Origin of the sequence: Psychrobacter sp. Marseille-P5312 (assembly GCF_900291405.1) — a bacterium.
Classification (GTDB): Bacteria; Pseudomonadota; Gammaproteobacteria; order Pseudomonadales; family Moraxellaceae; genus Psychrobacter; species Psychrobacter celer.
In genome coordinates, this window is record NZ_OLML01000001.1 from 49,338 (window position 1) to 61,806 (window position 12,469).

General features: G+C 44.5%; 11 protein-coding genes. All 11 read right to left on the bottom strand.

All coding sequences use genetic code 11. From position 1 onward, the window contains the following. Positions 1-16: 16 nt before the first annotated feature. The 11 genes from C6W44_RS00195 to C6W44_RS00245 all read right to left on the bottom strand — a co-directional run bounded on the left by C6W44_RS00195 (position 17) and on the right by C6W44_RS00245 (position 12,443). Complete coding sequence (locus C6W44_RS00195; protein ID WP_105243748.1) at positions 17-967, bottom strand: hypothetical protein; 951 nt, start codon at positions 965-967, stop codon at positions 17-19. Beyond that, on the bottom strand, positions 964-2,769 hold the full coding sequence (locus C6W44_RS00200; RefSeq protein ID WP_105243749.1) for a sialidase family protein: 1,806 nt from the start codon (positions 2,767-2,769) through the stop codon (positions 964-966). Before C6W44_RS00200 ends, C6W44_RS00195 begins: the two co-directional genes overlap by 4 nt. Before the next feature lie 61 nt (positions 2,770-2,830). Beyond that, positions 2,831-5,692, bottom strand: a complete 2,862-nt coding sequence (locus C6W44_RS00205; RefSeq protein ID WP_105243750.1) for a host specificity factor TipJ family phage tail protein — start codon at positions 5,690-5,692, stop codon at positions 2,831-2,833. Continuing rightward, entirely contained in the window at positions 5,667-6,041 is a 375-nt protein-coding gene (locus C6W44_RS00210; protein ID WP_105243751.1) for a hypothetical protein, read from the bottom strand. The genes C6W44_RS00205 and C6W44_RS00210 overlap by 26 nt, the downstream gene beginning before the upstream one ends. Next, positions 6,038-6,565, bottom strand: coding sequence for a DUF1833 family protein (locus C6W44_RS00215; RefSeq protein WP_105243752.1), 528 nt, complete (start codon positions 6,563-6,565; stop codon positions 6,038-6,040). Before C6W44_RS00215 ends, C6W44_RS00210 begins: the two co-directional genes overlap by 4 nt. Then, positions 6,565-7,041, bottom strand: coding sequence for a hypothetical protein (locus C6W44_RS00220; protein ID WP_105243753.1), 477 nt, complete (start codon positions 7,039-7,041; stop codon positions 6,565-6,567). Before C6W44_RS00220 ends, C6W44_RS00215 begins: the two co-directional genes overlap by 1 nt. Then, positions 7,041-10,373, bottom strand: coding sequence for a cell envelope integrity protein TolA (locus C6W44_RS00225; RefSeq protein WP_105243754.1), 3,333 nt, complete (start codon positions 10,371-10,373; stop codon positions 7,041-7,043). The genes C6W44_RS00220 and C6W44_RS00225 overlap by 1 nt, the downstream gene beginning before the upstream one ends. Before the next feature lie 89 nt (positions 10,374-10,462). Continuing rightward, entirely contained in the window at positions 10,463-11,143 is a 681-nt protein-coding gene (locus C6W44_RS00230; protein WP_227526307.1) for a hypothetical protein, read from the bottom strand. An 87-nt stretch (positions 11,144-11,230) separates the two neighbouring features. Continuing rightward, positions 11,231-11,491 (bottom strand): hypothetical protein, encoded by a 261-nt coding sequence (locus tag C6W44_RS00235; protein WP_227526308.1) that lies wholly within the window; start codon positions 11,489-11,491, stop codon positions 11,231-11,233. 20 nt (positions 11,492-11,511) lie between these two features. Then, on the bottom strand, positions 11,512-11,868 hold the full coding sequence (locus C6W44_RS00240; RefSeq protein WP_227526309.1) for a phage tail assembly chaperone family protein, TAC: 357 nt from the start codon (positions 11,866-11,868) through the stop codon (positions 11,512-11,514). A gap of 83 nt (positions 11,869-11,951) precedes the next feature. Beyond that, entirely contained in the window at positions 11,952-12,443 is a 492-nt protein-coding gene (locus tag C6W44_RS00245) for a phage tail tube protein (RefSeq protein WP_105243757.1), read from the bottom strand. Between the last annotated feature and the right edge of the window lie 26 nt (positions 12,444-12,469).

The following is a 12,469-nucleotide window of genomic DNA, read 5'->3' on the forward strand; positions in this document are numbered from 1 at the left end:
GTTAAACTATTTTAAATTATTGTCGATTCAAGTGGTTGCTCAGTGCCTGTGCAAGTGCATCACTCTTACTGTTGATAACCCATTGCTCTGCAATCCAACCATTGGATATAGGCGTGCCAGACTGGGTTACTACGCTATAAGTCGTTAAATCGAACATTGTAGTATCTCCAGAGTCACTAATTAACTCCTCGCCATTTACATATAGTTTGTTTGCCGTGGTACCGTACTCGAACTTCGCAGCAACACCTGCCATGTGGAAAAAGTCGGGAGATTTATCCCCTGTTGTATGACCAGTCCCCCCAACAGCCTTGGTATCTGATAAATAAATCGAGGCATTAGAACTACCCTCAGGCTTGCTAAAAACTATTTTTGGCGCTAGGATACTGCTAATGCTGTTGGCATCACGTATGGAAATTAAGGTTACAGGTGTAGCCTTTCCATCTAGTTTACGGCAAGAAGCAATTATTATACCCTTATCAATGGCAACTGTCTTATCGCCAACAACAACTCCACCTAAATCTTCTTTTACTGGCATTAATACATTATTGTTAGAGTCATTGCCTAGCTTTAATGGGTATTGTGCAAGCTCACTACCCGTACTACCTGCTAAACCGTACACCTTATCTATATTACCGTTTGAAAAAAAACTAACACCAAAATCAGGTGAAAAACAAGCATAAGAATCGTCAGCAAGGTTGTTTTCTAAAACAAAAACAATGGCTCTTACTGTGTAGTGCATTGACAATACTGTAGCACCTGCTTCTTGTACTAATTTTACATGGTCTAAGAGCTTGGTTGTGATTGTCGGTGATGTGACATCTGTGACATAACTACTATCTGCACCCACATCTGCTAGCATGCTCCTAATGTAGCTTGTTTTTTCAGAGGCTGCTTGCAGTATCTCTAAGATATGGCGTGCCTTTGTTACACCAGTATATTTAACATCTGTTTTTAAAATTAAGCTCATTTGTATATCTCCGCATTGTTAATAAATTTAATTGCAACATTAGAAAAGGCGTTGAAATCTCCGTATTCGTACACAATACCAAGCGTGTGTTGGTCTATATTTTTTATAGATGTGTACCCAGTCTTCACTGTCTCTGGTATTAATTGATACTCCTTAGTCCATGACGCACAGTTATTATGTGACAAATACAATCTCAGCCCCTTACGTCCAAGGCGCGATGGGTGCGTAATAGCAATGCTCGGCACTCCGTCCCAAGAGTGAGGTGCTCTTTGCTGCATACCATATGCACAGCGGTCTCCAAAAGTAGGGCTATCGGGTACAAATTCTTTGATTGTCTTACCTCCATCTGTGGACTTTGCAAAATACATTTTTCGCTTATCAGCTACACCAGGTGATAACTCGTGACGTATAACAAAAATAAAGTTATTGTTACTATCAGTAGTAACAGCAGCTTCATTTGCCTCCATCGGCATACCTATTTCAGTAGGGCTGATATTGTAGCCAGTTTGCCACGTAGCACCAAAATCGTCCGAATAAACCCCAATCAACCGTCTATCTGAACTACCTACAGTATATCCAGCAAAAAGTAAGCGGTCTTTATATATACCATCTGGAACCAAAGCAACTGAATCTAACGAAGGATATAACAGTTCGGGTGTTGTTATGTTTCCAACTTTTGTCCATGTTTGACAGTTATCAACTGATTTATAAACCTTCATTCCACCCTGAGCTGTTGTGCTTACCACCGCAACCAATAGAACGCCATCTTTAACATCAAATAAATGAGATAACGAGGAGGATTTGTATGGTTCAGTCTCAAATAAACCCAGTGTCTTCCCAAGAGGGATAGTCTCGCCCACCGTAGCGGTCTGAGTTTCCCAGTCCACAGTGACAAATCTAGCAACAAGGTCGCCCACATAGTCTTGATTTGCCACAGAAAATTGCATAAATGTGACATAAAATAAAGTGTCACTTATTTTATGCATTGTACCCATACGCACATGTTCTTTACCGTCAGTGCCATGTAATGCTACATCGACATCAAAGTTCATAGGTTCTAGGTGCTGACTACTTACTCGCTCTAAATAAGCACCTGCATTGTTTATGCTGGCGTTGTCTAATAATTGACTACGCACAGCGTCAATACCAAAACCTGCTACTGGTGGATGTGGTGAAATCACATCAGCTTTGCTGTCTACACCAAATAGTAAGGAGCCTTCGTCGTCTGTAATCCCGTATGCAATACCTGCTTCTATAGCTTTAGCACTACCTTTCAAGGCTTCGCTTAACGTACCTTCTGTAACCTCAAAATCATTAGCTTTGAAAACTGCATCACTACTCAAGGTCGCTAAAACCTTGTCATCTGGGTCTGCAAACACATAAGCATTAGAACTTACACTTTTAATCTCTGCTATTGCTTTCAGCCTCTCGCTCACTGTGTTTAAAGCGTCCGTTTTACTTGTATCGGTGTAAGCCTTAGCTTGTATAAGCGGGTCATACTCGCTCTTAACCCAAGCTCCTGCGGTCTTAACATACAATCCGTTATTATGAGCGTCGTTAGTCACCATCGCATACTTACCATCAACTAACGCACTCGCTGTCATCAACGCTTTGGTCTTAAAAGGTGTAGCAGGTAAGCCACCATTTTGAAACATGATATTGATAGCTCTTTCAGCAGACGGATATGTATTCCCAGTGCGCGTCGTCACTATCGTATTTTCATCGCCGTTGGCAGCTTCACCCAGCACCTTAATATCTAAATGACCATTAGCCAAATCTTGCATCGTCAATAATTCCGACATTTCCTTTCCCCATAAAAATGCCCCGCTAGATGCGAGGCTTTGAGTGATTGTTTATATTAATTTAGATGATTAAGCCGTTTATATAGTCTTTATCATTCGGGTAGTACCTGCTGTCATAAGCCATTGCACTTATCGTCGACTCAAACAGCCCGTTCCCAGTTTTTTCGCTGATCAGATACGCATCAGACTCCGCGGCGGTCGCTTCTGTAATATTAAACACAGCATGAGTCACGCCAGCGGTCACCAGCGGTATCATAGGTATGCGAGCAACTTCGATTTGATAGTCACCAGTCTGCCTAATGATTTCAATCACATCGACGGTGCCATTTTTAAGCTGCAGATGGATAACATAGCTCTTGCCAGCATCCAAATAAACCGGATAATCCAGCGTCAAAACGGTGTTTTCCTGCAGTTCGATTTGACCGCTGCACAGTATCGGCACAGTAGAGTCGACGACGGCAATCCTATCCATACGTGTCACCAAGTCGCCCTCGCCATATGCGGTGAACTCGATGGCCTTACGGTTATGTTTAAGCTTATTCCAAGCCCTATGCGCCAAGAAATGCGCCTGCACGTTATTGGTCACGCCTTGGCTTGTAATGGTCTTATAGTTGGTGCGCAGCTCATCTGGTAACCGGATAATGGTTTCGCCATAGTTATCTGATGGATCGCGCCACTTAAACTCAACGCCATCATAATTATCTTGTATGCCAAAAAACTCGGTGACAGACATACTCTCTGGCGCAATATTTCGATGATTAAATAGCGCCAGGCTATTAGGCGTCTCACGCTCAAAGCCAAAATAGTGCAAACCACCTTCACGACGAGCAGTACAAAACACTGCTTCAGCGACCGTAAATATCATTTCTTGATAGCTAGCGTATTTATCATCAAACGTGTAGTTAAACTCACACGCTTTATCGGTACCAAAGTACGCGGCTATTTCATCACTGACATCATAAAGCGATTGAGCATCTATTTCGCTGGAATCCATGCGACCGATGAATGGATCAAGTGCCATCGCAATCGATATATCAGCAAAGTCACTTGTGGGTAAAAAGCCATCGATAGTATTAAGCTTACGATGTGCAATCATATTTAGCTCACTGGCATTAGTGCCAGAACCGATAGCCATGCGCCGCAATCGGATAATCGTATCATGCTCATAGACTGACTTCTTAGTCTCGTAGTAGCTGTACGCACTCTCGAAAACCACATCGTCTATTAAACTGGCGCTATCACCGTTATCGTTTTCGCGCTTGACCCTGAATCTAAACTGGCCAGCCTGCGGCAACTCTTTTCGTATGCTCAAACCAATCGGATTTCGGTTATTGGCGACGCCTTGCATGACATCACCGTAGCGATATATCTGCCCAGTCGGCACGCCATCAACAACCATCTGATATTCGATTTCAATGGCTACTTGCTTGCTATCGTCGCCATCATAAATACCATTTTGCGCCAAGAAGTTAAGAATAAACCCAGTAGTATCTTTATTGCCCGAGTAGTACCAGCCAATAAAATTGTCCTTTGAGCCTTTTATTAACACCTCTCTATTTAAAAGACTTTGTTTTTGAGCCTCTGTTAGGCTATCAAGCTTACCCCAGTCGGCATTCACCGAAACAGGGTCGACAAGCTTCAATACGCCGCCGCTTGTACTGGCGATAGTATAGGTGCCGCTCAGATCCACGTTGTTATTATTGCCTGTCAAAATCGCGGCAGTAACAGCGACACCATCTGCAGTTAATAGCGACCAGTTAGGGTTGGTAGTTGCAAAGCCATCCGCCAATACCACCTCATAGAAGTAAGCGCCAGGTGAGCCTGATTTGGTTATCGATGCAACGTCATACTCTCCTGCCAAGTCGAGCGACCCGCTCGATGCGTCATTAATTAGCAAAGCAGCAATACGCACTTTTTTATAGTTGTTTGGATCGATCACATTGATTGATGTAGCGATAGTCAGCACGCCGGCCATCGCTACATCAGTGTTGCCCGACAATCGAACATCTTCAACCGTGCCATAAATAGCATTGCTGATAATCACTTGTTCACCAGCAGTAAAGCTATAAGAAAAGTCAACAGAGCCTTCAATCTTATATTCTACAAAACTGTCAAAGTCTTTATCCCATCTGCGGCCAGTCTCACTTATTGTGCCGCTAGGTACGGTTATTTCATTTGGGCTGGTGACAGTGACCGAACGTGTAGAGATTCGCGCGCTATTTGGCGATAGCAGTGTTTGCTTACCGTCGATGGCGCTGACTTGCTTAGTGACAATCGGCAGCTGATCAAAAACAGACCCTATTTGTATTTGTGGCGTTGGGCTGATTAACGACTGGTTTGGCTCATAAATACTGATAGAGGCGCCATCAATCGTGCTGATAGGCGTCTCACCCTCGTTTATCATATTTTCGTCGATGGCAAAGAAACCAGTGCCAATGCTGAGCAAACACTCTTCTACTTGTACGCTGCCGTCATAATACCGATAAACTGTTGATATCAAGTCAGGTATAACTTTGCGCTTACCATATATATCCGGCACCCGCTCGCCTACGCGGTGTTTGTTTTGACGCTGCGCCAAGCTATTATTTGGAGAGCCGGACACCTCTTGAGGCGTGTTCATTTCTGGCATGTTCATGTATGTGTAAACCGCCACGCCGACCGATATAACGGCTGCAAGGACGCCTATTGTCACAGGGTCTTTTGCATGGCACAGCACATGATACTCACCGGTCACACCCTTCATGGCCCACGCTTGAGCTTTGGTTTTGGGTGTGATGTCGTTCTGCACGCATATTGTGTCTTTGTAGAGACGCGCTGAGGGGTATTGCTCACGGATTGACAACCACTCTGTCAGTAAACAGTCAAAACTGTACTCACTGCACTCGCTCGCATCAAGCTCATTGTGGAAAATCTTTAACGTCATAAAACCGTACCTTTTTATATTGGCGTTTGATGCTTCGCATAGCTTCGAAACGTGACCCCAACTCAGACAAATGCAGCACTCGTCCGCAATAATAAAGCCCAACATGATGACGATTATCTAGTGTCATCATTAGCACGATAGTGCCATCAGCTGGTGACGTCACCAGCTGTCCCCGGCTCATGCTGTGTTTATTTGGGCTTAGTGTGGTATTGAGCGAGCCAGTAAGGCCTAAAAAACAGTGGCTAAAATCATAATCAAACAAATACTTGCCAGCGTCGATCAAAAAGTGCACGCAATGATAGTTGTCACGGTCAAAACTACGGTTAAGTAAAGGGTCAATGCTCTTCATAACAATGCCTTTAGATCAGGATATTCATCAGGCGTATAAGACCGCCCTGTCGCCACGGTGTTTTTGTCAGGCGTTTTGGCATCAAACGTCGTTGCTTGATGGTCGCGGCTCATTTGCTCAACAAACAAGCCTTTGATGATGTCTATAGGTTTATCTTTGGCAAATGACATCGTGGCGACGTCATAAGCGTACTGACGGTAGATGACCTGCGGATGCTCATCACTGTCTGACGATCTTATCTGCTTGATGAGCGGTGGTACTACTTCGCCCAAATCGCCCAGGGTAATGTTAAGGCTTTGGTCTAAATCATCAGACGTCTTGCCTTTGTTGATAAGTAGTGGTGCAAACTCAAAATGTACGACATCTCCCGTTTCCAGCATGGCATCAATACCATCAGCATGATTGGTCACTATTCGTATTGGTTTTGGCCAAAGACTATGGCTAACCTCTATCGTCTCAAGTGCGGCAATACTGGGCGCACTATCAAGATGCAGATCTTTGATATCGTCAATCGTTACCGCCATTACAAACTCCCTAGTGCATCGGGCAAATCTTCGTTTACCAGTTTTTCGAGTAAATTAAGTAACTTGCGTGGGTCGCCTGACTCCCACAGACCAATAATGGTTTCATCAAACCCCTTGTCGGTATGGTTTGGTTTTAAGCGCAGGCCAAACGATACGCTATAGACTTTACCGTCACGCTCATTAACACGTAACGAGCCTGCGACAAACTGACAGACGTAAGTCGTCATCTCAGTATCATCGACGATCAAGCGCCAAAGAAATGGCCGTGGATTCGTCTGATGATTGCTCCAAAAAGCCCAAAAGTATTGCTGCTTAATCTTTTCATCGAGCATGACTGACGCTGTGACAGTATGTACATTATTAACAAACTGAATGCGCTGACGAGCAAACCCGCCTGCCAGCGCCTGCTCAAGCAAGTTGTTTGCTACTTCAGGCGTGTAACCGCGCTGCAGTGGGCATAATGCAAAGTTATTCATTAACGTTTGACCCTTGCTGTTGTATGGCGTTGTATTGATTTACTCTCTAGCGAGTTTGGGCGGCCGATACGGCGAAACGATTTTTCAATCATTTTGTCTACCATATCTATAGTGACTGCGCCGTTTGGTTCGCGGCGGGCGCTGACCTCGGCGCTAGAGTTGTTGTTGATCGTGATATTGCCTTGCCTGCCTGCAGTATCCATAAAGCGGGTAAAGTCTTTATTTTGCTTGGGAGATAGCACGCGCTCACCCTCATCAAGCAGGTATGTTGACTCTTTTGGCACATAATCTAGCCCGCCATGAGCGATACCGCTGACTGATGGCGCGCTCATGCCCTGAATACTAGCAGCACTTGCGACTTGTATAGCCGCCGCGGCTGCGGCTCCTGGGGCTGCGATATAAGGACCGAACAGCGGGATGGCAGAGAGTGAGTTGAAAGTATTAGAGTAGGTTTCCTCTACATTCATAAGCGCTTTATGCACGGCGTATGCTTTCTCTGCAGCGAAGGCTAACTTATGCATTCTCGAGCTTTCACCAAAAAACACGGCTGCAGCTTCGGTCATGCCAGCGAAGAGACTTTGATAAATAGCGACCCGCTGCGCTGCCTGCTGTTCTGCTAGTGTCTTATCTCTTAACGCATATTCCTGCTCTAGCGCCCACATTTTATCTAGGTGCTCTTGCTTGGCAATCTCCAATAACTCAAAGCGCTCAAGCTCAGGCAGTGCATAATTGCCACGCTCATCGACAGCGTTAATCTCACTTTCGCGGGATTTATACTGATTATTAATAGAGTTAAAACCCTCTACATAATCTTGATTCAAGCGCCATTGCTGGTAATCTTCATCGCTTAATGTGCGCTGCATCATGCTATCTTTGCCAGTGCTTAGCGCGTTTATACCGCCTGCACGGGCGCTATCAGCAATGGATTGATACATTTTATCCTGAGCACGAGCCTTGGCCTCTGATGCAAACTTAAAGTTATCTAAGTCCTTTTGATAAGCTGCGTTTTGCGCGTCAACATACATTTGACGCACGCTATCATCTTTGATGTTGGCGGCTTCGATTTCTTTGAGTGCTTTTTGATGCCTGGCATGGATGCGCTGCTCCTCGCCTTGGTATCTCTCCATGATGGATAGAGCTGCTGCGTTTTTTTCTTTAGCGTAGCGTTCTTCTTCGCGTGCCAAATACTTAGCTCGCTCAGCAGAGCCTTCGGCGTAGGCTTCTTCTATACTTTCAACACGAGCGATATGATCAAGCTCGATTTTCTCTTTATCGCTTGCGTATTGATTGACGATAGAGAGTTGAGCGCGTTTAATCTCTTCTTGCTGGCGCAATGCTTCTGCAGCGAGTCTTGCTTGTTCGCGCTGAGCTTGTTCAGCAATCTTGGCATCTTGCGCTAAAGCTTTGCCATAAAACGTACCTGAATATTTACGAGACATGCCAGCGCTATGCGCAGCCTTCAGCCATCCTGGCGCATTGGCCCCTTTGCCATCTTTACCCCAAGCCGCTGCGTTTTGCTGAATACCAAAGTGAAAGCGCCCTGCGCCCATATAGTCATTACCAGCACCGATACCATTGATGCCACGTGCGGCAGCCTCTTCAACGATAGCTTTTAGCAGTGGTAAATCTTTAGAGTTATTCCAGTCTAGTTTTTTACCACCCTTATATAGATCACCATCAGCGGCATAGCCATGGTCATGCGCAGTAGAGCCAACTCGCTTACCACCTGATCCTTTACCAGGCTGACCGCCTGAATTCACTTTGAAAACTATCCCTTCTTCTTGTAAAAAAGATAATGCTTGCTCGAGCTCGGGATTTAAGCGTTGATTTCGAATTGCGCCTTTGTTTGCGTATTGGATATATTTAGAAGCATCAGCGGTTGCTTTAGCAGTTCTTTCTCTAGCCTTAGCCTCGTCTTTAGCGGCATCAGCCAAAGCCCTAGTAGCTTTTATCTCCGCATCTACCGCACCATTTCTATAAGGGATCCCATTATTGTTATAAGGAAAAGCCACATTGGAGCCGCTTGTACCTAACACACTCCCGAATGAATTATTGATTACAGGGCGCTGTGTATTGATTCTATTCATTTTGCTAGACGCGCCATCCAATAGCTTGTCTATAGTTTCCATATCCCTAGCCCACTGGCTAGATATATCCAACATACTGCCACTCGCTAGAGCGCCAGCGCTGAAGAAACCAGTGAATAGAGCCTTACCTTTATCCGCTAAAGTGTCTGCGCTGAAGAAGTTATCAGCAGTTTGGCCAATATTGCGCATCTGCATACCGACTGCTGAAAAAGCATTGATGAGCTGTCCGATACCCGCCGCTATCCCAACTACTGAAGCGGCGGTTATGTTTATAGCTTGTCCAACGCCACTAATTTCGTCTTTAAAGCTACCGCCTTGTTTCGTACCTTCCTTGAAGTAGTCTATTAGCGTCGCCATGGCCGGGAGAGCCTCAGTAACCAGCTCATTGCGTACGCCCTCAAAATTAATCTTTAGCCCTTCGACTTCATTGGCTAATATCTTAGATTGCTCTATAGACTCTTTGGTTCTGATTACGCCTGCTTCATTAAGGTCGCGCTCATAGTTTCTGAGCGCTTCGCCGTTGTTATCCCACAAGGGTATGATATCGCCAAGGCCACTAGCCAAAGACTCAGTGACAAATCTAACCTCTTGGGTGGTTGCCCCTGCCAGCTCCATTTCATCTACGACGGCTTGAATAGCATCGACGCTATCCATCGTTGACAGGCTTTTACCGAATATCTCAAGCTCCGCGTCAGTTTTATTAGTGGCTTCTTGCATAAGCTCTAAGGTATCAACCAAGCCGCCGCCACCAGTAGCACTAAACTCACCAAGCTTTTCTTGAGCATCGGCCAATATATCGCCAACACCTTCCATCTCTAAGCCGTAACTTTTAGTAGCGGCTGTTAGCACCTGTAGATTTTGAGTAGACGTGTTCGCTCTTGTTGCTAATCTTACTAATTGCTCATCCGCTTCGGCGGTCTGTAGTGCTAAAGTTACTAAGCTTGCACCCATGACCGCCACTGACGCTACAACAGAAGCAGCACCCACCGCCGCTGCACCCGCTATTCCACCTTTGCCAAAAGCATCGGAAATAGAACCAAGTTGCTCGTTAAGAGAGTCAATAGCACCACCGATAGGCGTGCCACTGAGGTCCTCAATCAACTGATCTTTAAACTTAGATACTGACTTACCCATATTCTCAGTACGGTCACGGGTTTCGCGTTCTGCGCGGGTCAAGCCATCTGTAAACTCACTTAGGCGTACCGCCAAATCAAGTGTCAATCTACCAAGTGAGTTTGTTGCCATGATAAACACCTTTTTTTGGATAATAAAAAACCCCAATCATTGCTGACTGAGGTGAATATTGCTTATGCCACTTACTAGACAGTTGAATATTATTGAGTATTAAAGTTTTTCAAGACTTTATATTTAATCATTTGGTTGTTTGCATCTATGATATCTAATAAAGCGCCTTTGTAACCAATCTGACGTGAATCATCTAAGTCGTATTCAACTGCGTTACTGAAAGCAGGGCGAGCCATATCGCCTGAAAACTCTCTATACCCAATATTAACTTTCGATCCTACTTTGCCATTGTATATTAGTGTCTGCTGAAAGCTGTTTGCTTCAGCAGTAGTCCAATTCCGTTGTTTAAAGTCCAATCCTGTCTTACAATCTACATTCATATTATAGATAGTAAACATGCAGATAGCGTTGTCAGATTTTCTTAGAGTTACACTTTGTGTTGGATCTGATAAAGGACCGTCTATAATCTTTCCTGCACCGGATTCATTTGAGATGCCATATTGAATATATTCAGCATCTTCACCACGCTTTGGATAATACCCTTGTTGGATAGTGTGTTGAAAGCTTGTCTTTTGAGTGACAGGAAAATATAAAGCTTCACGTTCTGTCACTACACCCTGACTTAGCATTCTATCGCCCACATAAGCCTCATTAACACTGTTAATTGGCGGCTCACTAATTTTTTGAATGGTAGGCTGATAGTTGGTTAATGGTGTAGCACAGCCGACAACTGCAAACGACATAGCGACACAGACTAATGTTTTATGCACAGATCAACTCCTTGTTTTTGAAACACAGAAGCTATGAATATAAAACAATAGTAACATTAGAGCAACTTTAATTTATAAAGCAAATGTCTAGTCCTCAATCTGATCTTCAAAGCTGACGATCACATCATCTTCATGTGGCATGAGCTCAAGCGCTTCTGTATCACCCCCTTGAGAGTTGATATAGATAGCCATCATGTTGGCGACCGCTTGTTCGACTCTTCTGCCCACATTTAGACTACCACGGCGATAGCGGTATTCCGCCCACTGCTTAATCTCAACCATCGTTAGATTGGTTTTTACTTGATGAACACTATTACCACCTATGCCGTTGAGAGCCAATTCAAACAATAGCTCATACTCGCCGGCGATTATTCCTTTTTCTTCTTCGGCGCCTGCTTCTCTACCGCCTTTTTTATATTATCCAGCCCCCATACCTTGTTGAATACCGCGTTCGCCAGTGGCTGAATAAAATTATCTTCGACTTGTTTTTTGGTGAATTGTAGCTTGCCGTTTTCATCAACTAGCGCCTTACTAATCCATTCAGCGGCCACATCTTCCTTATTGTTCATGCGGTTGTGCAGATCATCGCTTATGGCAAAAGGAAGGATCTTGAACATAATATCGACTTCACAAAGCTCGCCTTTGTGATAAAACTCAACCTTTTCTGAATGTATTTCACCAACCAAACTACCCGCTTTCACATCTGACAATAATATCTTTGCCATTTTAATAATCCCATAAATAAGTAAAGCCCCAATAAAGGGGCTTTTGGTTTAACCAACTAATCCATCCGTATCTTTTATAAAGCCTACGAATTTGTCTTATACGCCGTGATAGGCTTCGACTGACGCTTCATAGCAACTGCATGCTTAACCAAAGAGTCAGGGTCGAACGTAGGAGCGCCAGCTTTCAGTCGCGCTGTGAATGTCGTCCAAGTTCGAGTTTCAGGTAGAGTGACCAGCGCTGTCGCTAGTGTTGGCTCACCTGCACCATCGGACCATCCCACGTAGACTTCTACCAACTCTTTATCTTCTGCCAATTGCAGTAGTGTCATGTGAGTTGCATTTTCAGGGTCTGTATTGATAGTGATTGATCCCTCACCAGGCTTATTCAGGCCATATGTTGATGTTGCCGAATCTGGCTCATCAAGACACGTATCATCAATTTCGGTTGAACTATCATCACCAAGCACAATGCCGGTAATACAGTCCATTCTAGTAAGGGTTGGCGCATCATCTTCACCATGCTTAATCCAAACCTTTGTACCCTGCGTGAGTACGCCTTTTTCTTTCTTCGCCATGATCGGCTCCTAGTGTGATTGGTAAA